This window comes from Ornithinicoccus halotolerans (assembly GCF_009602535.1).
Classification (GTDB): domain Bacteria; phylum Actinomycetota; class Actinomycetes; order Actinomycetales; family Dermatophilaceae; genus Ornithinicoccus; species Ornithinicoccus halotolerans.
The window spans coordinates 1-25,579 of the sequence record NZ_WIQI01000013.1 but is presented as its reverse complement, the minus strand read 5'-3'; the positions used below and the strand labels follow the sequence as shown (position 1 = coordinate 25,579).

The following is a 25,579-nucleotide window of genomic DNA, read 5'->3' as shown; positions in this document are numbered from 1 at the left end:
CGGCCCAGCCAGCGCCCTCAGAGCTCGAAACCCAGCCGGCGCGCTGAACGGGACTTCTGCCGCTGGGCGCGCATCCGGCGGAGCCGCTTGATGAGCATGGGGTCGTGCTCCACCGCTGCCGGGGAGTCGATGAGCTGGTTGAGCACCTGGTAGTAGCGGGTCGAGGACATGTCGAACAGGTCCTTGATGGCCTGCTCCTTGGCGCCGGGGTACTTCCACCACTGCCGTTCGAAGTCGATGATCCGGCGGTCACGCTCGGTCAGCTCCTCCGCCGACGACTGGGACCTCACCTGCGGGGCGGCGCCCATGCGCAGCTCCTTCCTCGACTCCTGCTGGTGCCTGCTGCGCGACCACTGTACGCACCGAACTACAGGAGTGTCATTCCGCCCCGCCGCCGTCCCGGGCGAGCCCTGCTCCCGGCCCCCGCTCACCGCGCCCCCTCTCGGCGGCGGCCACGACCCCGTCATACAGTGCCACCCGTGAGCACGGCCCGGGGACTGCGAGAGCTGGTGCACCCCAGCTGGGCCGAGGCGCTGGCCCCGGCCGAGGAGGCGGTCGCCGGGCTGGGGCGGTTCCTGCGCGAGGAGGTAGCGGCCGGGCGCGGCTACCTGCCCGCCGGCGAGCACGTGCTGCGCGTCTTCCAGCACCCCATGGAGGAGGTCCGCGTCCTCATCGTGGGCCAGGACCCGTACCCGACCCCCGGGCACGCCGTCGGGCTGTCGTTCTCCGTGGCGCCCGACGTGGACCCGATCCCGCGCAGCCTGCAGAACATCTACGCCGAGCTGTCGACCGACCTGGGCGTGCCGCCGCCCACCACCGGCGACCTCTCGCCCTGGGCCGACCGGGGCATCATGCTGCTCAACCGCGTGCTGACCGTCCGCCCGGGTGCCCCCGCCAGCCACCGCGGCAAGGGCTGGGAGCAGCTCACCGACCTGGCGATCGCCGCGCTGGCCCGGCGCGGCGGCCCGCTGGTGGCGGTCCTGTGGGGCCGGGACGCCCGGTCGCTGGCGCCGGCGCTGGGGGACGTGCCGACCGTGCAGAGCGCCCACCCGTCACCGCTGTCGGCCCGCAGCGGGTTCTTCGGGTCCCGCCCGTTCAGCCGGGCCAACGAGCTGCTCGTCGCCCAGGGCGGCGAGCCGATCGAGTGGAGCCTGCCGTGACCGACCCGACTGGCACCACCGGCCCCAGTGACCCGACCGCCTCGGCCCGCCGGACCGCCCGCACCCGTCCGCAGCCCCGGCCGTGGCGCCGCTACGTCGCGGTCGGCGACTCCTTCACCGAGGGCATGAGCGATCCCGACCCGGAGCAGGCCGGCCGCTACGTGGGCTGGGCCGACCGGCTCGCCGCCCTGCTGTCGGCCCAGGTGGACGACTTCAGCTACGGCAACCTGGCCATCCGCGGCCGCAAGCTGGAGGACGTGGTCGGCCGGCAGCTGCCCGCGGCGCTGGAGCTGGGCCCGGACCTGGTCAGCATCGTCGGCGGCGGCAACGACATCCTGCGCCCCCGCGCGGACGTCGACGCGCTCGCCGCCCGCCTCGAGGAGGCGGTCGCCGAGGCCCGCGCCGCCGGGGCCGACGTCCTGCTGGCCACGCCCACCGACCCGGTCCACGCCCCGGTCATCCGGCGGACCCGGGGGCGTGCCGCCGTGTACACCGCGCACATCTGGTCGATCGCCCAGCGCCACGACTGCTCGGTCATCCACCAGTGGGGGCTGGAGTTCCTCCACGACTGGCGGATGTGGGCCGAGGACCGGATCCACCTGACGACCGAGGGGCACCGGCGGGTGGCACTGGCGGCCTACGAGGCGCTCGGGCACGACCCCGCCGAGGCGGACTGGCAGGTGCCGCTGCCCCCGCAGCCGGCCCCCGGCCGGCTGGAGACGGTCCGCGGCCACGCCCAGTGGGCCCGGACCTACGTCGCGCCGTGGGTGCAGCGCCGGCTGCAGGGCCGCTCCTCCGGCGACCACCTTGACCCCAAGCGGCCACGCCCCACGCCCCCGCCGCGGCTCTGACACCGGTCAGCCGACGAGGGACGGCTCCCGGCGACGGGACAACCCCAGCGCGGCGGCCAGGGCGACCCCGGCCAGCAGCCCGAGGGCCAGCTGGCCCAGCACGCCGGCGGCCGCGACGACCAGCACCACCAGCCACGAGCGGCGCCCGCGCACGTCGCGCACCAGCCCGATGTGCGCCAGCCCCGCCACCGCCAGCAGGCCGGCCAGCACCGGCAGCGGGAACGCAGCGAGCAAGCCGGCGAGCGAGGCACCGGCCAGCAGCGCCAGCGCCAGCAGCGCCGACCCGAGCAGGACCGGGGCGAGGCCGCTGCGCGCGCCGAAGTAACGGTGCGCGGTCATCCCGCCCGCGCCGTGACAGACCGGCATCCCGCTGATCGCGCCGGCCAGCAGGTTCGTCAGTCCGAGCGAGACCGCCAGCCGGTCGGGGGTGACGCGGGACGCCGCGGCCCCGAAGTAGCGGCGGGCCACGTCCGCCGTGGCCAGGCAGGAGTTGGCGAACGTCAGCGGCAGCTGGGGCAGCACCAGGGCCGTGGCCGCCGTCACCCACACCTCGGCCGAGAGCGCCGGGGTCGTCAGCGGCGCCGGCCCGGGCCGCAGGTCGGCCCCGTGCCACAGCACCGCCCCGGTCGCGAGCAGCACCCACAGCAGTGTGATGAGGTGCCGGCGGGCGAGCACGGAGAGCACGGCCACCGCAGCCGCGCCGCCGACCAACCACCAGCCGGGGCGGCCCGCGTCGGTGAACACGGCGGGCGGGTCGGTGACCAGGTCCCAGGCGATCCGCAGGAACAGCAGCCCCACCGACAGCTGCACGCCCCGCACGACCGGCAACGGCACCCACCGTGCCGCCGCGCCCAGGGCGCCGGCGAGCCCCAGGACCAGGAAGACGCCGCCCAGCAGCATGGCCCCGGCGGCGACCTCGTCCGGTCCCAGCCCCAGCGCGACCGCGAGCGCGCCGAAGGCCTTGAGCGGCTGGACCGGGACCGGCAGCCGGTAGGCCAGCCCCGCAGCGACGTAGAGCAGCCCGGCCGGCAGCAGCACCGCGGTCGCGGACAGCCCGTTGACGACGACCAGCGCCACCGCGATCGGCACCAGCACGCCGAGGTCGCCCAGCGCCCCGGCGCCCTCGCGCAGGAGACGGCGCAGCTCCACCCGCCGATCCTCGCACGGGCGCTCCGGACACCGGCGACCGATGGTCAGGGGCGGGGGCCGCCCCGGGCTACAGTCCAGGCATGCCCGTGAGCCGTGTCATGCCGACCGAGGAGTCCGAGGACCTGATCGCGCTGGTGCGTGAGATCGCCCGGGAGCAGCTGCTGCCCCAGGTGGACCAGGCCGAGGCCGAGGCGCGCTTCCCGCGGGAGGTGTTCGGCCAGCTCGGCCGCGCCGGTCTGCTGTCGCTGCCCTGGCCCGAGCAGTTCGGTGGCGGCGGCCAGCCCTATGAGGTGTACCTGCAGGCCGTGGAGGAGCTGGCCTGGGCGTGGACGTCGGTGGCGGTGGGGGTTTCGGTCCACTCCCTCAGCTGCTACCCGCTGGCCACGTTCGGCACCCCAGAGCAGCAGGAGCGCTGGCTGCCGGAGATGCTCTCCGGCGACCTGCTCGGGGCCTACTGCCTGTCCGAGCCGCACTCCGGCTCCGACGTCGCAGGCATCCGCACCCGCGCGGTCCGCTCCGACGACGGCAGCCACTACCGGCTGTCGGGCACCAAGGCCTGGATCAGCCACGCCGGTCACGCCGACTTCTACACCGTCTTCGCGCGCACGTCCGAGGACCGCACCCGCGGGCTGAGCTGTTTCCTGGTGCCGGCCGACGCGGAGGGGCTGGGGTTCGCCGAGCCGGAGAACAAGATGGGGCTGGCCTGCGACACGGTCCGCGAGGTGCTGCTCGACGGGGTCGTCCTGGAGGCCGACCGGCGCATCGGCAGCGAGGGCCAGGGGATGGCGATCGCGCTGACGGCGCTGGACTCCGGCCGGCTCGGCATCGCCGCCGCGGCGACGGGGCTGGCGCAACGGGCGCTGGACGAGGCAACCGAGTACGCCACCCAGCGCGAGCAGTTCAGCAAGCCGATCGTGCAGCACCAGGGCGTCGCGTTCCTGCTCGCCGACATGGCCGCGGCGGTCGGCGCCGCCCGGGCGACCTACCTGCACGCTGCCCGGCTCAAGGACGCCGGCCGGTCGCACACCCAGGCGGCGTCGGTGGCCAAGCTGGTCGCCTCCGACGCCGCGATGCGGGTCACGACCGACGCGGTGCAGGTACTGGGGGGCTACGGCTACACCAGCGACTTCGTCGTGGAGCGGCTGATGCGGGAGGCCAAGGTCACCCAGATCTTCGAGGGCACCAACCAGATCCAGCGGATGGTCATCGCGCGCCAGCTGGTGCGTGATGTCACCCAGGCGGCCGGCTGAGCCGCCCACGGACCCGACACCGACACCGCACCGCAAAGGAGCACCCGTGCGTATCACCCCCACCACCGTCGCGCTCGTGACCGGCGGCGCCAGCGGGCTCGGCGAGGCCACCGCCCGCCGGCTGCTGGAGCAGGGCGGCCACGTCGTCCTGGCCGACCTCGCGGGCGGCCGCGGCGAGGAGCTGGCCGCCGAGCTCGGTGACCGGGCCCACTTCGTCCCGACCGACGTGCGCGACGAGGGGCAGGTCGCGGCGGCCGTCGAGCGCGCCACCGGCATCGGCGACCTGCGGGTGGTCGTCGCCTGCGCCGGGGTGGCCACGCCCGGCCGGATCCTGTCCCGTCGGGGGGTGCTGGACCTGGAGACCTTCCGCGGCGTCGTCGAGGTGAACCTGGTCGGCACCTTCAACGTGCTCCGGCTGGCCGCCCAGCAGATGGCCGGCAACGAGCCGGTCGACGAGGACCGGGGCGTGGTGGTGATGACCGCCTCGGTGGCGGCGTTCGACGGTCAGGTCGGCCAGGCGGCCTACGCCTCGTCCAAGGGCGGTATCGTCGGGCTGACCCTCTCGGCGGCCCGTGACCTGGCCGACAAGGCCATCCGGGTGGTCACCATCGCCCCGGGCGTCATGGAGACGCCGATGATGGCCGGTATGCCGGGCGAGGTCCGGCAGACCCTCGAGGCGCTGGTCCCCCACCCCTCCCGGCTGGGTCACCCCGAGGAGTACGCCGCGCTGGTGGCACACATCGTCGACAACCCGCTGCTCAACGGCGAGGTGATCCGGCTCGACGGGGCGCTGCGGATGCCGCCGCGGTGAGCCGCTCGCCCCGCGGAGGCGGGGCGCAGCACGACGGACCCCCGGCGGCCTGCTGGCCGCCGGGGGTCCGTCGTGAGGGAGGGTTGCGGTGCGGGCACCGCGGGGGCAGATCCTCAGTTCGCGGGGATCTGCAGCTGCTCGCCGACGACGATGAAGTCGGCGTCGTTCAGGCCGTTGGCGGTCACGATGTCGCGCACGGCGACCCCGTGCTCCTGGGCCAGCTCGGCGACGGTGTCACCGGGCTGGATGGTGTGGACCTCGGAGCTCTGCGGGATGACCAGGGTCCACCCGGCCACCACGAAGTCGGCGTCGGCCAGGCCGTTGGCCTCCACGATGGCCTGCACGGTCACGCCGTGCTGCTGGGCGATGCCGGCCACGGTCTCGCCCGGACGGACGGTGACCTGCTGGCCCGCGGCCTGCGGCTGCGGGGCGGACTGCGTCGGGGCGGGCGCGGACTGCGCCGGGGCCTCGGTCGAGGTCTCCGGCTCGGGCTGCGGCTCGGGCTCGCTCTGGGTCTCGGTCTCGGTGGACTCGGTCTCGGTCTCGGTGGAGGCGGCGGCCCCACCGCTGGCACCGTCGCTGCTGCCACCGTTGGAGGCGGTCAGCCCGGCCTCGACGGAGCACACCGGCCACGCGCCGGGCCCCTGGCCCTCGAGCACGCGCTGGGCGATGTCGATCTGCTGCGCGCGGCTGGCCTGGTGGGCGTACTGCGCGTACTCCTGGCCGCCGTAGCCGACCCAGGTGGAGTGGGCGAACTGCAGCCCGCCGTAGAACCCGTTGCCGGTGTTGATGGACCAGTTACCACTGCTCTCGCACTCGGCGAGGCGGTCCCAGACCGAGGACGCCTGGGCAGCCGGGGCGGCCATGCCCATCGCGACCAGGCTGGCGGCGCCGGTGAGGGCGGCGCCGGCGAGGCGACGGCGGCGCATGGGCGCAGCCGCGTGCTTGGGGGTGTACTTCATGCAGGGGGTTTCCTTCCTGACGCACGCCGGCGAGAGGGGTCGGGCGCTGCTGGCCGTGACTCACTCGGCCGCTTGGTCGCGACCGCCGCGGTGGCGGACAGGGGGGCCTACCGCGGTCTCCCGCCCTTGCCGGTGCCCGGACGTTCCGGCCGAGGTGCCCGCTGACAAGGTCAGGCGCGGCGGGCACGCACACGTACTGTGGCGACGACGCATCTCCGCGTCGTTACCAAATCGTTACATACCATGCGGGCGAATGTCCAACCGGGCCACCCCCGGGCACGCGACTGGCAGGACGCGCCGCTGACCGGCGGTTGGTCCGCCGCGCACCCCGCCAGGGCGGTCACGCGGAGCCCCCGACAGGATTCGAACCCGCGACCGTCCGCTTACAAGGCGGATGCTCTACCAACTGAGCTACAGGGGCCGGGCGCCCGGTGACTCGGCCGAGCGCGGCCCGTCGATGCTATCTGCTCGGAGCTGGCACGGGACACGCGCCGACGCCCTCCGCTCCCGGGCGGGAGGGAGGGCGCCGGAGGCTGCTGCCGTCAGCGGATGACGTTGGCGTTCAGGTACTTCTGCAGCGCCACGACGGTGCGGTAGTTCATGAACCTGGAGCCGTCGCGGCGGATGCCCAGGTAGTCCTGGAGCGCGGCCTGGGACTTGGGCCCCCAGATGCCGTCCGGCACGGTGCCGACCTTGCGCTGCAGCGCCCGGGTGGTGATGGGGCCGAAGATGCCGTCCCGGTAGGTGCCGACCCAGCGCTGGATCGCCTTGGTGGTGAGCGGGCCGCGCTTGCCGTCGATGACCAGCTCGGCCATCGACCGGGAGGACGTGCGCGAGGGCGCCGTGGAGGTGCGGCTGCCCGTCGACGAGGTGGTGGACACGGCCAAGCCGTTGGTGCGGGTCAGCCCCGCCCGGACCGAGCAGACCGGCCAGGCGCCCGGGCCCTGCACCCGCAGCACCCGCTGGGCGACGGCGATCTGTTGCGACTTGCTGGCCTGGTGGGCGTAGCGCGCGTACCGCTGACCGCCGAAGCCGACCCAGGTGGGCTGGTAGAACTGCAGCCCGCCGTAGAAGCCGTTGCCGGTGTTGATGGACCAGTTGCCGCTGGACTCACACGCCGCGACGCGGTCCCAGACGTTGCCGGAGGTGGCGGTCTTGACGGTGGCCGGGGCGGGCGCCGCGGCGGCGCTGGCTGGGGCGGCGACGCCGAGGGACGCGAGCGCGGTCGCGCCCACGGCCACCAGGCCGGCCAGCCTGGGGAGCTGGCGGCGGGTGGCGCTGGGCGCACGGTGCTTGGCGATGCGAGCCATGGGGGGGTCCTTCCGGGCAGAGGGCGCGGGGCGGCGCTCCGGGGTCACGGGGGGCGAGAACGCGGACCACCGTAACCGAATCGTGACCATCATGGAAGCCCCGGCGTCCGCTGCGCGGACGCTCCGGGTGCCCGCGCGTGCCGGTCACCGGCGCGCAGCGAGCCGGGTCGCGCCGGTCAGGGCAGCAGCCCGGGCGGGATCCAGGACTCCAGCGGCCGGGCCCCGGGCGGCAGCGGCCACCAGGACACCGTGCCCTGTGACCCACCCTCCAGCATCGTCCAGGCCAGCAGGGCCGCGCCGGCGGCGAGCAGGAACCCGACCACCAGCGTCGTCGTGTGGTGCCCGGGCAGCATCCCGCGCAACAGCGTCCGGCTCCCCCGTCGCAGCGACAGGCCACCGGGCCCCCACCACGCGAACACGCCGCCGACGAGCATGCCGGTGGCGACCGGCACCGGGTGCTCATAGCCGACCGGCCAGCCCGCGAACTCGGTGAGGCCGAGGGCGGTCACCACCGTGACCGCGGCGCCCAGCGCCAGCGGCAGCAGCAGCGCGAGCGCGGTCCCGAGCAGCGCCTGCAGCAGATGCCACGGAGAGCTCAGCACCAGCACCGGCACGTCGGACCGGCGGGGCCCCGCGTCGTGCCGGCGCAGCACCAGGGAGGTGAGGGCGTGGTCGGTGGTGCGGGCCGCGACCGACCACACCGCCAACGCCGCCCACGCCAGCAGCGGCACGAACGAGGCCAGCCCCACCAGGCCCACCGTCATCGCGGCCACGGTGCCGCTACGCGGGGGCCGCCCGATGCGGGGGTCCCGCCCGTAGTCGTCCTCGGCTCCCGGTCGCAGCGGCTCCGGCGGCTGCGGTCCTGGCCCTGGCGACCACGGGTCGGCCGGCGGCGGCAGCACCCGCGCCGCGCGGTCGGCCGCGGGCTCACGGCGGACATGGCCGGAGGCCGGCGGGAGCTGCTGCACCCGGGTGGGGTCGACCGGAGGCATGGCCGAGGTCAGGTCCATGGCGCGCGCGTCCCCGGCCCAGGGCTCCGGCGGCGTGTGCTGCCGGCCGGACGCCTCCGGGACCGGACCGGCACCAGGCCCCCGACGCCCCAGCTGCCGGGTCAGCGCGCCGGTGACCGGCCGGTGCTGGGCGTACAGCTGCAGGGCGTCCATCACCTCCTGCGCGTGCGGCCGGTAGCCGGGATCGGGGTCGAGCGCCGCCGCCAGCAGCGGCCGCAGCTGCGGGTCCACGCCGTCCAGCCGGGTCCGGCCCCGGGTCACCCGGTCGAGCACCACGCTGGCGGGGGCGCGCCCGAACGGCGGGTCGCCGCTGTTCGCGAACGCGAGCGTCGCGGCCCATCCCCACCAGTCGGTGGCCTCGGTGACCTCACCGCCCTCGACCACCTCCGGTGAGAGGTAGCCGGGGGTGCCCATCACCATGCCGGTCATGGTCAGCCGCGCGTCGTCGGCGACCTGGGCGATGCCAAAGTCGATGACCACCGGGTCGGCGCCGACCATGAGCACGTTCCCCGGCTTCAGGTCGCGGTGCACCACGCCCGCGCCGTGGATCGCGCCGAGCGCCTCGGACAGGCCGCGGCCCAGCCGGACCAGCGCCTCCCCCTCCAGCGGCCCCTCCCGGGCGATGATCTCGTCCAGCGGCCGGCCGGGGACGTACTCGGTCACGATGTAGGGCGCCTCGCCGTCGACGTCCGCGTCGAGCACCGCGGCGACGTCACTCGCGGACACGACCGCGTCGACCAGGTCGTCGAGGCCGAGCCGGTTGACGAGCAGCTCCAGCATCGGGCGCTCGGAGTTCGAGGCGATGGCCACCGGCAGCTGCTCGCCGATCCGGGCCACCGCCGCCCGGGCCCCTGGGAACGGACGGGCCGCTGCGGGCACCGCCTCGGCGGCCAGCGCGCGCATCGCCGCCAGCGCCTCGTCCTCGTCCACCGGGTGCGGGGCGTCCGCGGTCAGCAGCCGCACCGAGTCGAGCATCCCCACGCCGTGGGTCTGCTCGGCCACGGCGGCCGTGTACGGCAGGCCGTAGCGTTCCCGCATCGCCGCCTCGGTCCGCGCCCACCCGGCGTCGGTGTCGGCCAGCACGCCGTCGAAGTCGAAGACCACCGCGTCGAACTCCTGCACGCGCCCATTGTGGCCGGTCATCGCGGCGGCGCCCACGCGAGCCAGCGAGCAGGGTTGCCGCGCAGCACGGCGTCGGTAGCGGCCTCGCCCACGGCGGCGCGCACCCGCGGCACGAACCTGGTGAGCAGGTAGGCCAGGCCCGGCATGCCCCCGTAGGCGACGTACCGGGACCGCCGGGCGACGTCGCCGCCGAGCAGCAGCCGCTCGCCGTACCCGGCCGCGACGACGGCCGCGAGGCAGTCCAGCAGCACCGAGTCGGGCCAGCGCTGGTGCCGGGCCGCGCCGTCGTAGCCCAGGTAGGCGCCCCGGGCGGCGAGCTCGGCGTGCAGGCCCGGGTCGGGGTTGCGGTCCACGTGGGCGAGGGCGACCCGGTCCGCCGCCACGCCGTCCTCGGCGAGCAGGTCGAGCACCTCGTGGGCGGCGCTGCCGTGCTCCAGGTGGACCATCACCGGGGCACCGGTCCCGGCCGCTACCTGGCCGACGGCGGCGATCGCTCGGCGCTCGAACGGCGTCACCGACCACAGCCCGATCCCGGCCTTGAGCGCGCCGGCCCGCACCGGGCTGCCCTCGGCCCCGTCGTCGCAGCCGGGGGAGCGCATGTCCTCCAGCAGCTCTCCGCGCAGTCGGGCGGCCAGCCGGTCGACGGGCGCGGCCAGCACCTCGCTGCCCACCGGGTAGTGCGGCTCGCGGTGCAGCCCGGTCACGTGCACGACGTGCAGCCCCGTCCGCCTGGAGATGGCCGCCACCTGGACGGGGTTACGGCCCAGCCCGATCGGGGTCGCGTCCACCATGGCGTCGGCGCCTGCCCCCCGTAGCGCGGCGGCCTCCTGCTCGCTGGCCGCTGCGTCGTCCAGGTCCTCACCGGGCAGCAGCGGGCTGCGCTGGAAGAGGTGCTCGTGGTAGTCGGTGACGCCCAGCCGCTCCGGCGGGATGTCTCCGAGCACGGTGCGCACCACGGTCATCGGCGTCCGTCCCCGGCCAGCGCGGCCAGCTCCTCGACCACGTCGGGGCCCATCGGCACCTGGAACACCTCGGCGATCACCTGGGTCCAGCCGTGGATGAAGTACCGCCAGCCGTCGACCACCTGCAGCTCGCGGTGCTGCGCCTGGGCGCGGGCCTGGTGCAGGAACTCCAGGCTGCCGCGGTAGTTCAGCTCCCACACCACGGCCTGCCCGGGGAAGACCGCGCCCCCCGGCAGCGGGCTGCCCGGCCGGTCCTTGCCCATGCCGGTCGCGTTGACCACGACGCTGTGGGGCGGCAGCGAGGCGAGCAGCGCCGGCAGGTCGGCGCCGGCGACGGGCACGGTCTCGACGGCCGCGCCGGGGGCGTGCCCGGTCACCACCTGCCGCAGGTGCGCCAGCCGGTGCTCGTCGACGTCGAGGAAGGTCAGCCGTCCCGGCCGGTCGCGGCGCCCCGCCAGGTACCAGCCGATGGCGGTGCCCGCACCGCCCGCGCCGAGGCAGAGCAGCTCCCCGCCGCGCGCGAAGTGGTCCGGCACGAGCACCTCCTCCAGGGCCAGCCCGGCGGTGATGGGGTCCTTGGCAGCCCCGAGCACCTGCCGCGGCCGCCCGGGGGCGGCCGGCGGGCGCAGCGCCACCGAGGAGACCTCGCCCACCTGGTCGGCGAACTCGTCCAGCTCGTCGAACAGGTCCCGCGCCGCGTCGTGCAGACCGATCTTGTGCGTGGTCACCAGCGCGCCCAGGCAGTCCGGGTCGTCGCGCATGTCGACCAGCGCGGCCCGGTAGTCACTGGGGTCGGCGTCCAGCGGCAGGTCCACCCCCCGCAGGCTCGCCTGCAGCCCGAGCGCCTCGGCCCACCGCGGGAAGACGGTCATGATCGAGGAGGAGCCGGTGCTGACGCCCACGAACCGCAGGTGCGGTCCGGGGGCCGGTCCGGTCGGGCTGCTCACGCGGGAACCTCCGAGGGTCGGGGACGGGGCTGGACGACCGGGTGGGCGGGTTCGCGGCCGGCGAGCACCGCCAGCAGGTCCTCGACCGCCGCCCGGCCCATCCGGTCGATCGCCTCCTCGGTCTGCGCGCCCAGGTGCGGGGTGAGCACGACCCGGTCCCGCAGCGCCGGGTCCAGCAGCGGGGAGACCCCGTCGGCGCCGGCGCCGGCCGTCTCGGTCGCGAGCGTGTCGGCGGCGTAGCCGTGCAGCCGGCCGGACCGCAGGCCCGCGGCCACCGCCGCCTCGTCCACCAGGCTGGCCCGTGCGGTGTTGACGATCACCTGGCCGGCGGGCGCCTCGGCCACCCAGCGCTCGTCCACGAGGACCTCCCCGCCGGGGCAGTGCAGGGACACCGCGCCCGCCCGGGTCCGCAGTCGTGCGAGTGGCACCGGGGTGTACCCCGCGGCGGTCACCTGCTCCTCCAGCACGTACGGGTCGTGCACCAGCACCGTGCAGCCCAGCCCGGCGAGCAGCCGGGCGCTGGCCCGGCCGATCCGCCCGAAGCCGACCACGCCGACCGTGCTGCCGCCGAGCTGGCGGCCCCGGCGCACCGTCCAGTCGCCGGCCCGGAGCCGGGCGTCGCCGTCGGGGACCCGCCGCAGCACGGCCAGCAGCAACGCCAGGGCGTGCTCGGCGACCGCCTCGGTGTTGGCGCCGGGGGTGTTGGTCACCGTCACCCCGGCCGACTCCGCGGCCGCCAGGTCGACCGCGTCCACGCCCACCCCGTAGCGGGCGATGGCCCGCAGCGCCGGGGCGGCCGCGAGGTGGTGGGCGGTGACCGGGCCGGTGCCCGCGACCCAGCCGACGGCACGGCCCAGCGCGGGGGCGAGCCCCGCGAGGTCGTGGTCGGAGCCGGCGCGCACCACCTGGTAGCCGCCCTGCTCCAGGCACGCGACCAGGTTCGCCCCGCCGGTGCCGAAGGAGCGAGAGGTCACCAGGACCACCGGGCGCCGGTCCGGCGCGGCCGGGTGGTGGCTGCTCACGCGCCCACCACCCGGCCGCCGAACCACGGCTCCAGCCGGCCGTAGGCGTCGAGGAAGCGCTGGTGCTGCTCGGCCGAGCGGTCGGCGCGGGCCGTGTCCGGGGCGTACTCGGCGGTGATCGTGCTCAGCTCCCGGGCGACACCGAAGTCGTCGACCAGGCCGAGGCCGACGGCGGCGGTGACCGCCGCGCCCAGCGAGTTGGCGTCGGCGACGATGCTGCGGCTGCGGACCGGGACCTGCCAGACGTCGGCCAGCACCTGCATCCACACCTCGCTGCGGGCGCCGCCGCCGATGACGTCCAGCCCGGTGACCGCGACACCGTTCTCGGTAAAAGCGTCCAGGCAGGTGCGCAGGTTGAAGGCCACTCCCTCCAGGACCGCGCGCACCAGGTGGCCGCGGCCGTGGTGCCGTTCCAGCCCCACGAACGCCCCGGCCGCGGCCGCGTTCCAGTAGGGCGAGCGCTCCCCGAGCAGGTGCGGCAGGAAGTACAGCCCCTCGTCCGCGGCGGCCGCCTCACCGGCGGCGGCGAGCAGCGCGGCCATGTCGTCCTCGGCCCCCAGCAGCTCGGCCACCCAGCTCAGGCTGGCACCGCCGGCCTGCATGGTGGCCGTCGGCGCGTAGAGGCCGGGCACGACGTGGTCGAACGTCATCGACCGCATCGCCGGATCGTGCAGCGGGGCGGTCGTGGCCGCCTGCACCCAGGAGGAGGACCCCAGGCACGCGTACGGGCCGTCCGACGGCGCGACCACCCCGGCGCCCGCGCCGGCCATCGGCCCGTCCCCGCCGCCGATCACCACGGGGGTGTCGACCGGCAACCCGGTGGCGGCGGCCGCCTCCGGGGTGAGCCCGCCCACCACCGTGGTCGACGGCACGACCGGTGGCAGCAGGTCCTCCGCCACCCCGGCGGCGCCCAGCAGCCGGGCGGACCAGCGGCCGTTGGCCTGGTCCCAGGCGTCGGTGCCGGAGGCGTCGGAGGGGTCGGTGACCAGCCGGCCGGTCATCGCCAGCGCGACGTAGTCCTTGGCCAGGCAGGCCCGGTGGCTGCGCCGCCACACCTCCGGCTCGTGCTCGCGTACCCACATCAGCTTGGCCAGCGTGTAGGTGGGGTGGATGCGGTGCCCCAGCTCCCGGTAGGCCTCCTGCTGCCCGACCGCGGCCAGCAGCCGGTCGGCCTCGACGGTGCTGCGGTGGTCGGCCCAGATGATCGCCGGGCGCACCGGGCGCAGCGAGGCGTCCAGCAGCACCGCGCCCATCATCTGCCCGGACAGCCCCACGCCCTGCACGGCCGAGCCTGGAGTCCCGGTCCGCGCCAGCAGCGTCCGGGTGGCTTCGGCGGCTGCCAGCCACCAGCGCTCGGCATCCTGCTCGGCGACGCCCCCAGGGGCGAACCGGGTGGGGTAGTCCACGGTGACCGACGCGACGGCGCGGCCGTCGGGATCGTGCAGGGAGGCCTTGTCCCCGGTGGTGCCGAGGTCGTGGGCGATGATCATGCCGGCGCTCCAGGGTGCTCGAACGAGAACAGGCGGACGGGGCGATTGATCCGACCGTTCCAGTTGTCATGACAGGATGTCAAGGTCTTGTCATGACAAGCGCGCAGGCTTTACGGTGAGGCTCCGTCCCCGATGCCCGAGGAGAGTGCATTGAGCAGTAGCGGCAGCCCCGGTGCCACTTCTCCGGTGGCCGACCCCGGGGCCCTCGTCGTGGGCGCCGACGGCTCGCTGACGGGGGCGACCGGCTCCTACACCAAGCAGCTGGGGGACATGGCCGGCGTCTACCGGGACGCCGACGCCTACCAGGCGCTGCTGGCCGAGCGCGGCGCGGACGCGCTGGTGTACACCGTGCAGGAGCACCGCAACCTCAGCTCCGAGGGGGCGATCATCATCGGCACCAGCACGCTGCTGCCGGGCCGGGTCGGCGCGGAGTTCGCGATGACCCGCGGCCACCTGCACGCGCGGGCCGACCGGGCCGAGCTCTACCACTGCCTGTCCGGGCAGGGGGTGATGCTGCTGGAGACCGTCGACGGCCGCAGCGAGGCGCTGCCGCTGACCCCCGGTCAGGCGGTGCACGTGCCCGGCCACTGGGTGCACCGTAGCGTCAACACCGGCGACGAGCCGTTCGTCACGCTGTTCTGCTACCCCGCGGACGCCGGCCAGGACTACGCCCTCATCGAGCAGGCCGGCGGCATGGCCAGCCTGGTCGTCACCGACGGCACCGGCGGGTGGACCACCCGCCCCAACCCCGACCACACCGGCTACCGGAGGACCTGATGCTCAAGGACATCGACCCGCTGCTCACCGGCGAGCTGCTGCACCACCTGGACCAGCTGGGCCACGGGGACGTGCTGGGGCTGGTCGACCGCAACTTCCCCGCCTACCGCTACGGTCGCCCGGTGGTGGACCTGCGCGGCGCCGACACCGCCGCCGCGGCCCGCGCGCTGCTGTCGGTGCTGCCGCTGGACGGCTTCGTCGAGCACAGCGTGCACCGGATGGAGATCGACGGCGAGCCGGACACCGAGCACGAGGCCACCCGGGCGCTGGCGCAGATCGCCGCGGCCGCCGAGGGGCGGCAGGTCACGATCGCCTCCGTCGAGCGGTTCGCGTTCTACGAGCAGGCGGCCCAGGCCACCGTGTTCGTGCAGACCGGGGAGACGGTGCCCTACAGCTGCTACCTGCTCCGCAAGGGCGTGGTGTAGCCGCACGCCCCGGCGCGAAGCACGGACGTGTTCAAACATAGGATGTTTCGCGGTACCGTAGCCCGCGGCAACGGCACCCTTCCGACCAGCCCGACCAGCCCGACGCCGACCAGCATCCTCCCCGACCCACACCTCGACGAAGAAGGTGGAACGTGACCCGGCTCCTGGAGATCCGAGACGTGTCCAAGGGATTCCCCGGCGTGCAGGCGCTGCAGGGGGTGACCCTGGAGCTGTCGCGCGGTGAGGTCCTGGCCCTGGTGGGCGAGAACGGGGCCGGCAAGTCGACGCTGATGAAGATCCTCTCCGGCATCTACACCCGCGACAGCGGCACCATCACCGTCGACGGCCAGGAGGTGGAGATCGCCGGGCCGCGCGAGGCCCAGCAGCTGGGTATCAGCATCATCCACCAGGAGATGAACCTGCTGCCGCACCTGACGGTGGGGCAGAACATCTTCATCGGTCGCGAGCCCCGGCTCGGCCCGTTCGTGCAGGAGCGGGCACTGCGCCGGCGCACCCAGGCGCTGCTGGACGAGCTGGGCATCGGGTTGTCGGCGACGGCCATGGTGGGCGACCTCACCGTGGCCCAGCAGCAGATGGTGGAGATCGCCAAGGCGCTGTCGTTCGAGTCGACCAAGATCCTGATCATGGACGAGCCCACCTCGGCCATCTCGTTGTCGGAGACGAAGGTGCTGTTCCGCCTCATCCGCTCGCTGCGCGAGCGCGGCGTCGGCATCGTCTACATCTCGCACCGGATGGAGGAGCTGCGCCAGATCGCCGACCGGGTCAGCGTGCTGCGCGACGGCCAGTACATCGGCACGCGTGACATCAGCGACGTCACCGACGCCGAGATCATCGCCATGATGGTCGGTCGCGAGCTCAGCCAGCGCCACGACGACCGTCCCCGACCCCGGCGCGCCGCCGAGGACGTGGTGCTCTCGGTGCGCGGCCTGTCGACCCGGACGCTGCTGCGCGAGGTGTCCTTCGACCTGCACCGCGGGGAGATCCTGGGCTTCGCCGGGCTGATGGGCGCCGGGCGCACCGAGACCGCCCGCGCCGTCATCGGGGCCGACCCGATGACAGACGGCACGGTGACCGTGCACGGCAAGCAGGTGCGCATCACCGGGCCGGACGTGGCGGTGCGCCACGGCATCGGCTACCTGCCCGAGGACCGCAAGCGGCACGGGCTGATGCTGGAGCAGGACGTCGTGTTCAACCTGACCATGTCGGCGCTGCGCTCCTTCCGCGGACCGGCCGGGTTCCTGCGCGGGCGCAAGGCCAGTGAGGTCACCGACTCCTACATCGAGTCGCTGCGCATCAAGACCCCCTCCGGGCGGGCCCGGGTGAAGAACCTCTCCGGCGGCAACCAGCAGAAGGTCGTCATCGCCAAGTGGCTCGCCCGCGACTGCGACGTGCTGATCTTCGACGAGCCCACGCGAGGTATCGACGTGGGCGCGAAGGAGGAGATCTACCGGCTGCTCGCCGACCTGGCCGAGCAGGGCAAGGCGATCATCGTCATCTCCTCCGAGCTGCCCGAGGTGCTGCGGTTGTCGCACCGCATCGTGGTGATGTCACAGGGCCGGGTCACCGGGGTGCTGGACAACGAGGGGCTGGACCAGGAGGCCGTGATGGAGCTGGCCACCAAGAACATCGACGAGGGAGCGGCAGCATGACCGACACCACCACCACCGACGCCGCCGCGACCTCGACGGCGCCCACGGCCGCTGGCCCGGGCTGGCGGCAGAGCCTGGGCCAGCGGCTGCAGCAGGCGCTGGCCTTCGGGACGCTGATCGCGCTGGTGGCCTTCTTCTCGGTCGCCAGCCCCAACTTCTTCACCATCAGCAACCTGAGCTCGATCCTGCTGGCCACCGCGGTCATCGGGATCCTGGCCGTGGGCACGACCTTCGTCATCATCACCGGTGGGATCGACCTGTCGATCGGCACCGGCATGACGCTGTGCTCGGTGGTCACCGGGCTGCTGCTCACCAACATGGGGATGCCGCTGGTGGTGGGCGTGCTCGGCGGGATCGCCTTCGGCGCGCTGCTGGGGTTCGTCAACGGCTTCAACGTCACCGTGCTCGGGCTGCCGCCGTTCATCGCGACGCTGGCGATGATGATGATGGCCCAGGGGCTGGCGCTGGTCCTCTCCGGTGTCCGCCCGATCTACCTCAGCGGCGTGCCGGGCTTCCAGCAGATCGCGCTCGGCCAGCTCGTCCCCCGGATCCCCAACGCGGTGCTCATCCTGTTCGGGCTGGCGCTGCTGCTCGGCATCATCCTCACCAAGACGGTGCTCGGCCGGATGACCTACGCCATCGGCAGCAACGCGGAGGCCACCCGGCTCTCCGGCATCAACACCCGCCGCTGGCTGCTGGGCGTCTACGCGCTCGCCGGCGCCTGCACCGGCCTGGCCGGCGTCGTGATGGCCTCCCGGCTCAGCTCGGCGCAGCCGCAGCTCGGCATGGGCTACGAGCTGCAGGCGATCGCGGCGGTCATCATCGGCGGGACGTCGTTGATGGGCGGCCGCGGCTCCATCCTCGGCACCCTGATCGGTGCGCTCATCATGAGCGTGCTCATCAACGGGCTGCGGATCATGGCGGTGCAGTCCGAGTGGCAGACCGTGGTCACCGGCATCGTCGTGCTGGTCGCGGTCTTCGCCGACAACCTGCGCAAGCGCCGCGCCGAGGGTGGTGGCCCCGTCTAGCCGACCACCCAGCCCAGCCGCTACCCGCGACGACACAGCTGCACCAAGACCCACCCGTGAGGCCCCACCCGGGGCACCCCACACCTGCAAGGGAGCAGACATGAAGAACACCAGAGTGGCCCTCCTGTCGATGGCCGCCGCGACCGCGCTCACCCTGTCCGCCTGCGGCGGGGGCGGCTCCGACGAGCTCGTGGAGGACCCTGCCGCCGAGGGCGAGGGCGGCGACGCCGCCGCTGCCAGCGGCGAGTCGGGCGGCGCCCAGGACGGTGAGTACGACATCGCCCTGGTCTCCAAGGGCTTCCAGCACCAGTTCTGGCAGGCGGTGCAGTCGGGGGCGGAGGAGAAGGCCGAGGAGCTCGGCGTCTCCATCACCTTCGACGGCCCCGCCTCCGAGACCGAGGTCGACGCCCAGCTGCAGATGCTGCGCTCGGCGATCGAGCGGCAGCCGGACGCCATCGGCTACGCGGCCCTGGACCCCGAGGCCTGCATCCCGCTGCTGGAGCAGGCCCAGGAGGCCGAGATCCCGGTCGTGGAGTTCGACGCCGGGTGCAACACCGACATCGAGAAGACCATCGCCAAGACCGACAGCCTGGCCGCCGGCGCGCTGGCGGCCGAGCACATGGCCGAGCTCATCGACAACGAGGGCAAGGTCGCGGTCGTCGCGCACAGCCAGATCAACAGCACCGGTGTCGAGCGCCGCGACGGCTTCGTCAACAAGATCGAGGAGGACTACCCCGACATCGAGGTGGTCGACATCCAGTACGGCGACGGCGACCACCTGAAGTCCGCCGACATCGCCAAGGCCATGATCTCGGCCAACCCCGACCTCAAGGGCCTCTACGGCACCAACGAGGGCTCGGCGATCGGCGTCGTCAACGCCGTCAACGAGCTGGGGATGCAGCCCGGTGAGCTGACCATCGTCGGCTTCGACTCCGGCCAGGCCCAGATCGACGCCATCAAGTCCGGCGTCATGGCCGGCCTGATCACCCAGGACCCGCAGGGCATCGGCCGCGCCACCGTGGACTCGGCCGTGAAGGCGATCGAGGGTGAGGAGCTGCCCGAGGAGATCGACACCGGCTCCTACTGGGTCGACCAGAGCAACATCGACGACGAGGACATCCAGGCGATGCTCTACGAGTGAGCCGGCGGCTGGCAGCAGCTGACGACTCCACCGTCACGACGGCGCGCACCGCGGCTCGGTCCGCGGTGCGCGCCGCTGTCCGGACGGGGAGCGGGGTGTCGGGCCCGGCCGGCCCGGGTCTGGCCCGTTCCCACCGGAAAACATCGGATGTATAGTGCGACGGGCCGGGTGGCGCAGCCACCGACGGCCGACTCAAGGAGGAGTACGTGAGCGTCATCACCGGGCTGGAGACCGCCGACCTGCGGTTCCCGACCTCGCGCGAGCTGGACGGTTCGGACGCGATGAACCCCGAACCGGACTACTCCACCGCCTACGTGGTCGTGCGCACCGACGCCGGGGACGGGCACGAGGGGCACGGGTTCGTCTTCACGATCGGCCGCGGCAATGACGTGGTCCGCGCCGCGCTGGACGCGCTCCGCCCCCACCTGGCGGGCCAGCAGGTCGAGCCGCTGCTGGCGGACATGGGCGGCACCTGGCGCGCCCTGGTGCACGACTCCCAGCTGCGCTGGCTGGGTCCGGAGAAGGGCGTCATGCACATGGCCATCGGCGCGGTCATCACCGCGCTGTGGGACCTGAAGGCCAAGCGTGCCGGCCAGCCGCTGTGGCGGCTGCTGGCCTCGATGACCCCCGAGGAGCTGGTCGACCTCGTCGACTTCCGCTACCTCACCGACGCGCTCACCCGCGAGGAGGCACTGGCGATCCTGCGGGAGGCCGAGCCGGGCCGCGCCGCGCGCGAGGCCGAGCTGCTGCGCAGCGGGTACCCCGCCTACACCACCACGCCCGGCTGGCTCGGCTACGACGACGAGAAGCTGGCCCGGCTGTGCCGTGAGGCGGTCGCCGAGGGGTTCGGCCAGGTCAAGCTCAAGGTCGGCGCGGACCTGGCCGAGGACCTGCGCCGGCTGCGGATCGCCCGGGAGGCCGTCGGCCCCGGCATCGGGATCGCGGTCGACGCCAACCAGCGCTGGGACGTGGCGGAGGCGATCGAGTGGGTCCGGGCGCTCGCGGCCGAGGGGGAGCTGGCCTGGGTCGAGGAGCCGACCAGTCCCGACGACGTGCTCGGGCACGCCGCCATCGCCGAGGGGATCGCGCCGACGCCGGTCGCCACCGGCGAGCATGGCCAGAACCGGGTGCTGTTCAAGCAGTTCCTGCAGGCCCGCGGGCTGTCGGTGCTGCAGCTGGACGCCACCCGGGTCGCCAGCGTGAACGAGAACCTGGCGATCCTGCTGCTGGCCGCCAAGTTCGGCGTCCGGGTCTGCCCGCACGCCGGTGGCGTCGGCCTGTGCGAGGCGGTGCAGCACCTGAGCATGCTGGACTACGTCGCCGTCTCCGGCACCACCGAGGGCCGGGTCATCGAGTACGTCGACCACCTGCACGAGCACTTCGTCACCCCCACCGAGGTGGCCGGCGGCCGCTACCGGGCCCCGCTGGCCCCGGGCGCCGGCACCGAGATCCTGGCCGGGACCCGCGCGGACTACTCCTTCCCGGACGGCCCGGTCTGGCGCGAGCAGCCGGGTAGCGGCGGGGCGGGGGCGTCGGCGTGAGCGCCGGGACGCCGTCGGCCGGCACGCCCGCGCGGGTGGGCCTGGGCGGGGCCCCGCTGGGCAACCTGTACCGGCCGCTCACCGAGGAGGAGTCCGACGCGACCGTGCGCACCGCCTGGGAGCTGGGGGTACGGGACTTCGACACCGCCCCGCACTACGGGATGGGGCTGTCCGAGCGGCGGATGGGCCGGGTCCTGGCCCCCCTGCTGGCCCAGCACGGTGGGGAGGGCGTCAGCGTCTCCACCAAGGTGGGCCGGCTGCTGCGTGACAACCCTGACTACCGCGAGGGCGACCGGGACCCGGAGTGGTTCGCAGTGCCGGCCACGACCCGTCGGGTGTGGGACCCCACGGCCGACGGCGTGCGCCGCAGCGTGGAGGAGTCGCTGGAGCGGCTGGGGCTGGACCGGGTGGACACCCTCTACCTGCACGACCCGGACCAGTACGACCTGGAGCAGGGCATCCGCGAGGGGCTGCCGGCGCTGGTCGCGCTCCGGGAGGAGGGGCTGGTCGACCGGGTCGGGGTGGGCTGCAACGACCAGGACGTCATCGCCCGCTGCGTGCGCGCGGCCGACCTGGACGTGGTGATGTGCGCGGGCCGCTACTCGCTGCTGGAGCAGCCCGCGGCCGCCGACCTGCTGCCGCTCTGCCTGGAGCGGGGGGTGCGGGTCGTCGCCGCCGGCGTCTACAACTCCGGGGCGTTGGCCCGGCCGGTGATGCCGGCGCCGGAGGAGCTGACCTACGACTATCTGGCCGCGCCACCGGACGTGGTCGAGAAGGTGCGCCGGCTCTACGAGGTCTGCGGTGCCCACGGCGTGACCGTGCCGCAGGCGGCCGTGCAGTTCGTCGCGCGCCACCCGGCCGTGGAGGTCGTCATGCTCGGCGCCCGGCACCCCGACGAGATCCGCGCCGGGGTCGCCAACGCCACTGCCGAGATCCCCGACGCGCTGTGGCGGGACCTGGTCGACCAGGGGCTGCTGGCCCAGCCGCCGCTGCCGGTGGGGCAGCCATGACCCGCGTCGTCGACTCCCACCTGCACGTGTGGCGGCTGCCCACCGCCCGCGGCGACAGCCCCTACGCCTGGATCACCCCGGAGATGGGGGTGCTCTACCGCGACTACCAGCCCGAGGAGGCGCAGGCCGAGCTCGCCGCGGCCAGCGTGGACGCGGCGGTGCTGGTGCAGGCCGACGACACCCTGGCCGACACGGCGATGATGCTGCAGACCTGTGACCGGTTCGGATGGGCGGTGGGCGTGGTGGGCTGGGTGCCGCTGGACGTCCCGCGGGAGGCGGAGGCGGCACTGGACCGGTGGCAGCAGCACCCGGCGTTCCGGGGCGTGCGCCACCTGGTGCACGGCGACCCGCGCGCCGACTTCCTCGACCTGCCGCCGGTGCGGGAGAGCCTGGGGCTGCTGGCCGAGCGGGAGCTGCCGCTGGACGTGCCGGACGCCTACCCGAGGCACCTGGCGCAGGTGGCCGCCCTGGTGGAGGAGCTGCCGGAGCTGACCGTGGTCGTCGACCACCTCGCCAAGCCGCCGCTGGACCAGGGGCCGGGTGCGGCCGCGTTCGAGGAGTGGGAGCAGCTGATGCGGCGCATCGCCCGCGCCCCGCGGGCGGTCGCCAAGGTCTCCGGGCTGCGGATCCCGGGCTCCCACTACGACGCGGCGACGCTGCGCCCGGCCGTCGAGGTGGCGCTGGAGGCGTTCGGGCCGGACCGGCTGATGTACGGCGGCGACTGGCCGATGACGGTGCCCGACGGCGGCTATGCCCCGACGCTGGAGGTGCTCCAGGAGGTGCTGGACGGCCTGTCCGGTGACGAGTCCGCCGCGATCTGGCACCGCACCGCCGAACGGGTGTACCAGCTCCCCGGCGCGTAGCGGCGCTCTCCCCTTCCTTCCCGCTTCCATCCCGGACGGGATGACAACGGGTGCGCTCGAGCGCACTCCCTGTCCTACCGTCCGGGCTTCGCAGCGATGGACGGCCACGGCCGGCATCCACAGCGCCGAGGGCGCCGGCCGGTAGCGGCTCCCGGCCACCGACAGGGTGGCGTGCGTGACCTTCTCCCGGTCCGCCCGCCGCCAGCAGCTCGCCGGCCGGATCGCCGCCGGCCAGGGCGGTGTCGTGCACCGGGCGCAGCTGCGGGACGTCGGCATCGACCGGTGGGCGGTGCGCAACGAGGTGGCCGGTGGTCGCTGGAGCGTCCTGGGCCGGCACACCGTCGCGGTGACCGGTCCCGCGTCGTGGCCGGCGCCCGAGCGCGGCCCGGCGGACTGGCCGGCACGGGCGTTCTGGGCGGTGTGGGAGTCAGGGTCGGGCGCGGTGCTGGACGGGCCGTCCGCCCTGCAGGCGGCCGGGCTGGTCAGGGTGGAGGAGCGGCGACTCCATGTGACCGTTCCGTCGGGTGCCCCCCGTGTCGACCTGCCCGGTGTCCGGCGTCATCAGACCAGGCAGGTCGTGCGCGCGCCGGGACAGCGGCTCCCCCGTGCGCCCACCGAGGTGGCGGTGCTCAACGCGGCCGAGTGGGCGCGGACCGACCGGCAGGCCGCGCTCTATGTGGTCAGCAGCGTGCAGCAGGGCCTCGTCGCACCGGACCGGCTGCTCCGGGCGTGGTCGCGGCGACGCCGGTCCCGCCGGCGGCGGCTCGTCGACGCCGTCGTCCGTGACGCCTGCGAGGGTGCACAAGCGCTCGGTGAGCTCGACTTCGCCGCGCTGTGCCGCCGCTACCGGCTGCCCGCGCCCACCCGGCAGGTGGTCCGGCGCGGGCGGCGGGGTCGGGTCTACCTGGACGTCCTGTGGGAGGAGCTCGGCATCGCCGTCGAGGTCGAGGGCGCCCAGCACACCTGGGGGCTCGCCGCGGTGGACGACGCGCTGCGGCAGAACGACCTGATGATCGCCGACGTCGTGGTGCTCCGGCTGCCCGTCCTGGGGCTGCGGCTGCAGCCGGAGGCGTTCATGCAGCAGGTGGCGCGGGCGCTGCGGGTCGCGGCGCAGCGGCGGATCGGGATGGTGGGGTGAGGCGGTGACCGGGTGGGGGCGTGACGCGGCCGCCGGTGACCGCCTCGGTAGGGCAAACCGTGCGCTCCAGCGCACCCTTCACTCCACCGTGCGGTAGGCCAGCCGGATCGGGGGAGGACAGGGGTCCGGCCGCCGCTACACCACCGGGTGACCGGCGGCGGCGAGCACCTGCGCCCAGCTGACCTGCCGCGGCCCGCCGCGCCGGTCCGGCGTCGCCAGCGTCGCGAACGCCCGCGCCCGCTGGTCCCGGCTCAGCTCGTCGCCGAACCGGTCCACCACCAGCACCGCCCGCGGCCGGGCCAGGCCGCCCATCAGCTCCCGCACGTTGTCCATCAGCTCGACGGCGACGCCGTCCAGGTCCCCGGTCGGCGCGCCCTGCTCGAGGGCGACCGCGGCCACGATGCTGCGGCCGAGCTCAGGGTCCTTGCGCCAGGTGACCTCGGCCTGCCGGACGTACGGGTGGTCGGTCAGCACCTCCTGCACCTCCCGCAGCGACACGAGCTGTCCGGAGATGGAGACCACGTCGTCGGTGCGGCCGAGGAAGACCAGGTCGCCGCCCGGCCCGCCACCCGTGCGCCGCACCGCCATGTCCCCGGTCGAGTAGCAGCCGGGATGCCGCGTCCAGTGCGTCTCAGCGACCGCGGCCTGGCTGCCCTCCACCCCCACGACGGTGCCCGGCCAGGGGCGGCGCAGCACCGCCTCGCCGGGCTCGCCGTCCGGTGCCGGCCGGCCGTCGTGGTCGACCAGGTCGAGCCCGCAGTCGGGCATCGGGGTGCCGGAGAGGCCGGTGACGCGCACGATGCCGCCGAGCTCCAGCTGCCCCCAGGCGTCACCGAGCTCGATGCGCCGGCCGGCGAAGGCGTCGACCAGCCACTCGGCCAGCTCCGGCTCCACCGGCTCGCCGGCGGTCACCAGCCGCCGCAGCGACGGGGCCGCGTTCGGGGCCGGCATCTCCCGGGCCCAGCCGCGGACGGTCCGCACCACCGAGGGGGAGGTGAGCAGGGACTCCACGCCGTAGCGGTCGATGATGTCCCACACCCGCCGGTGGTTGGGCACATCCAGCGTGCCCTCGTACATCACCGTGGTGTCGCCGCAGGCCAGCGGCCCGTAGATGCCGTGGAACTGGGTCACCGCCCAGGCGATGTCACCGGCGCACCAGAACGGCCCGCCGGTGCGCAGGTGGGCGTGGACCGCGCTCGCGGCGGTCAGCACGGTGCCGGTGCCGTGCACCGTGAAGACCGGCTCCCCGCCCCGGTTGGCCAGCGGCACGATCACGACCGGGTGGTCGGCGGGGACCGAGACGGGCGAGTCGTGACCGGCCGGCTCGTCGGCGGGGGCGCTGGTCACGACGTCGTGCCACCAGCGGTCGCCCTCGAACCAGGCCACGTCCATCCCGGTGCGCCGCACCACGATCGTGTGCTCGACGCTGCCGGCGGCCAGCAGGGCCTCGTCGGCGCGGGCCTTCAGCGGCAGCACGGCACCGTGCCGCCACGCGCCGTCCTGGGTGAACAGCACCTTCAGGTCCAGCTGGGAGAGCCGGTCGGCCAGCGGCTCCACCGGGAGCGGCACCGGCAGCAGGCTGTGCACCGCACCCACCCGGGCACACGCCAGCATCGTCACGACCGTCTCCGGCAGCCACCCCAGGTGCAGCCCGACCCGGTCGCCCTCGCCGACCCCCATCGCGCGCAGCGCCCGTGCCAGCGCCCGCACCTGCTGGTGCAGCTCGCCGTAGCTGAGGCTGCGCCGGTCGCCGGGCTCGCCCTCCCAGTGCAGCGCGACCGTGCTGGCCCGCTCGGGCAGCTGCCGGTCGAGGCACTGCACCGACAGGTTCAGCCGCGCCCCGGGCAGCCAGCGCCCGCCGGCCGGTCCGGGCTCCCACAGCGCGGCCGGCGGGGCATCCAGGTCCAGCGCGGCCACCACGTCGGCCCAGCGCGGGTCCG

The 25,579-nt window shown here is 74.6% G+C and carries 23 protein-coding genes and 1 tRNA gene; 13 read left to right on the top strand and 11 right to left on the bottom strand.

Annotated features, from left to right (window positions below; all coding sequences use genetic code 11):
• Positions 1-17: 17 nt before the first annotated feature.
• A complete protein-coding gene (locus tag GFJ45_RS04695; RefSeq protein ID WP_153394673.1) occupies positions 18-308 on the bottom strand; it encodes a DUF3263 domain-containing protein in 291 nt (96 codons plus the stop codon).
• Between the two features lie 171 nt (positions 309-479).
• Between GFJ45_RS04695 and GFJ45_RS04690 the strand changes: the two genes are divergently transcribed.
• Entirely contained in the window at positions 480-1,160 is a 681-nt protein-coding gene (locus GFJ45_RS04690) for a uracil-DNA glycosylase (RefSeq protein WP_153394671.1), read from the top strand.
• Positions 1,157-2,011, top strand: coding sequence for an SGNH/GDSL hydrolase family protein (locus GFJ45_RS04685; RefSeq protein ID WP_228386491.1), 855 nt, complete (start codon positions 1,157-1,159; stop codon positions 2,009-2,011). Before GFJ45_RS04690 ends, GFJ45_RS04685 begins: the two co-directional genes overlap by 4 nt.
• A 6-nt stretch (positions 2,012-2,017) precedes the next feature.
• On the opposite strand, the gene GFJ45_RS04680 is transcribed toward GFJ45_RS04685, so the two are convergent.
• Entirely contained in the window at positions 2,018-3,160 is a 1,143-nt protein-coding gene (locus tag GFJ45_RS04680; RefSeq protein ID WP_153394669.1) for a putative sulfate/molybdate transporter, read from the bottom strand.
• Positions 3,161-3,240: 80 nt separating this feature from the next.
• Here GFJ45_RS04680 and GFJ45_RS04675 point away from each other — a divergent pair, with 80 nt between their 5' ends.
• Both GFJ45_RS04675 and GFJ45_RS04670 read left to right on the top strand, forming a co-directional pair.
• On the top strand, positions 3,241-4,410 hold the full coding sequence (locus tag GFJ45_RS04675) for an acyl-CoA dehydrogenase family protein (RefSeq protein ID WP_153394667.1): 1,170 nt from the start codon (positions 3,241-3,243) through the stop codon (positions 4,408-4,410).
• Between the two features lie 46 nt (positions 4,411-4,456).
• Positions 4,457-5,221: an SDR family NAD(P)-dependent oxidoreductase gene (locus GFJ45_RS04670; RefSeq protein WP_153394665.1), complete on the top strand. Its 765-nt coding sequence runs from the start codon at positions 4,457-4,459 to the stop codon at positions 5,219-5,221.
• A 113-nt stretch (positions 5,222-5,334) separates the two neighbouring features.
• On the opposite strand, the gene GFJ45_RS04665 is transcribed toward GFJ45_RS04670, so the two are convergent.
• The 8 genes from GFJ45_RS04665 to xylB all read right to left on the bottom strand — a co-directional run bounded on the left by GFJ45_RS04665 (position 5,335) and on the right by xylB (position 14,046).
• Entirely contained in the window at positions 5,335-6,183 is an 849-nt protein-coding gene (locus tag GFJ45_RS04665) for a LysM peptidoglycan-binding domain-containing protein (RefSeq protein ID WP_153394663.1), read from the bottom strand.
• Between the two features lie 348 nt (positions 6,184-6,531).
• Positions 6,532-6,604 (bottom strand) — tRNA-Thr (locus GFJ45_RS04660).
• A gap of 121 nt (positions 6,605-6,725) precedes the next feature.
• Positions 6,726-7,493 (bottom strand): transglycosylase family protein, encoded by a 768-nt coding sequence (locus GFJ45_RS16985; protein WP_153394661.1) that lies wholly within the window; start codon positions 7,491-7,493, stop codon positions 6,726-6,728.
• 176 nt (positions 7,494-7,669) lie between these two features.
• Positions 7,670-9,625: a protein kinase domain-containing protein gene (locus GFJ45_RS04650; protein WP_194288519.1), complete on the bottom strand. Its 1,956-nt coding sequence runs from the start codon at positions 9,623-9,625 to the stop codon at positions 7,670-7,672.
• Between the two features lie 17 nt (positions 9,626-9,642).
• Positions 9,643-10,587: a phosphotriesterase family protein gene (locus tag GFJ45_RS04645; RefSeq protein WP_153394657.1), complete on the bottom strand. Its 945-nt coding sequence runs from the start codon at positions 10,585-10,587 to the stop codon at positions 9,643-9,645.
• The gene (locus tag GFJ45_RS04640) at positions 10,584-11,534 is read right to left on the bottom strand and encodes a shikimate dehydrogenase (protein ID WP_153394655.1); all 951 of its coding nucleotides are present in this window, start codon (positions 11,532-11,534) and stop codon (positions 10,584-10,586) included. Before GFJ45_RS04640 ends, GFJ45_RS04645 begins: the two co-directional genes overlap by 4 nt.
• Positions 11,531-12,556 (bottom strand): NAD(P)-dependent oxidoreductase, encoded by a 1,026-nt coding sequence (locus GFJ45_RS04635; protein WP_153394652.1) that lies wholly within the window; start codon positions 12,554-12,556, stop codon positions 11,531-11,533. Before GFJ45_RS04635 ends, GFJ45_RS04640 begins: the two co-directional genes overlap by 4 nt.
• Positions 12,553-14,046, bottom strand: coding sequence for a xylulokinase (gene xylB / locus GFJ45_RS04630; RefSeq protein WP_153394650.1), 1,494 nt, complete (start codon positions 14,044-14,046; stop codon positions 12,553-12,555). The genes GFJ45_RS04635 and xylB overlap by 4 nt, the downstream gene beginning before the upstream one ends.
• Positions 14,047-14,232: 186 nt before the next feature.
• Between xylB and GFJ45_RS04625 the strand changes: the two genes are divergently transcribed.
• From GFJ45_RS04625 to GFJ45_RS04585, 9 genes are all read left to right on the top strand, one after another.
• Entirely contained in the window at positions 14,233-14,823 is a 591-nt protein-coding gene (locus GFJ45_RS04625) for a glucose-6-phosphate isomerase family protein (protein ID WP_194288518.1), read from the top strand.
• Complete coding sequence (locus tag GFJ45_RS04620; protein ID WP_153394646.1) at positions 14,823-15,248, top strand: RbsD/FucU family protein; 426 nt, start codon at positions 14,823-14,825, stop codon at positions 15,246-15,248. The genes GFJ45_RS04625 and GFJ45_RS04620 overlap by 1 nt, the downstream gene beginning before the upstream one ends.
• A 152-nt stretch (positions 15,249-15,400) precedes the next feature.
• Entirely contained in the window at positions 15,401-16,918 is a 1,518-nt protein-coding gene (locus tag GFJ45_RS04615; protein WP_153394644.1) for a sugar ABC transporter ATP-binding protein, read from the top strand.
• A complete protein-coding gene (locus tag GFJ45_RS04610; protein WP_153394642.1) occupies positions 16,915-17,946 on the top strand; it encodes an ABC transporter permease in 1,032 nt (343 codons plus the stop codon). Before GFJ45_RS04615 ends, GFJ45_RS04610 begins: the two co-directional genes overlap by 4 nt.
• Positions 17,947-18,046: 100 nt before the next feature.
• Positions 18,047-19,087 carry an ABC transporter substrate-binding protein gene (locus GFJ45_RS04605; protein ID WP_153394640.1) on the top strand — a complete coding sequence of 347 codons (1,041 nt, stop codon included), beginning with the start codon at positions 18,047-18,049 and terminating at the stop codon, positions 19,085-19,087.
• 206 nt (positions 19,088-19,293) lie between these two features.
• Positions 19,294-20,628, top strand: coding sequence for an enolase C-terminal domain-like protein (locus tag GFJ45_RS04600; protein ID WP_153394638.1), 1,335 nt, complete (start codon positions 19,294-19,296; stop codon positions 20,626-20,628).
• Positions 20,625-21,638, top strand: a complete 1,014-nt coding sequence (locus GFJ45_RS04595) for an aldo/keto reductase (RefSeq protein ID WP_153394636.1) — start codon at positions 20,625-20,627, stop codon at positions 21,636-21,638. The genes GFJ45_RS04600 and GFJ45_RS04595 overlap by 4 nt, the downstream gene beginning before the upstream one ends.
• Positions 21,635-22,501, top strand: coding sequence for an amidohydrolase family protein (locus tag GFJ45_RS04590; protein ID WP_153394634.1), 867 nt, complete (start codon positions 21,635-21,637; stop codon positions 22,499-22,501). Before GFJ45_RS04595 ends, GFJ45_RS04590 begins: the two co-directional genes overlap by 4 nt.
• Positions 22,502-22,676: 175 nt before the next feature.
• Positions 22,677-23,639 (top strand): hypothetical protein, encoded by a 963-nt coding sequence (locus GFJ45_RS04585; protein ID WP_153394632.1) that lies wholly within the window; start codon positions 22,677-22,679, stop codon positions 23,637-23,639.
• A gap of 135 nt (positions 23,640-23,774) precedes the next feature.
• Here the strand turns inward: GFJ45_RS04585 and GFJ45_RS04580 are convergent.
• A partial coding sequence (locus GFJ45_RS04580; RefSeq protein ID WP_153394630.1) for an acyl-CoA synthetase occupies positions 23,775-25,579 on the bottom strand: 1,805 nt, incomplete at its 5' end.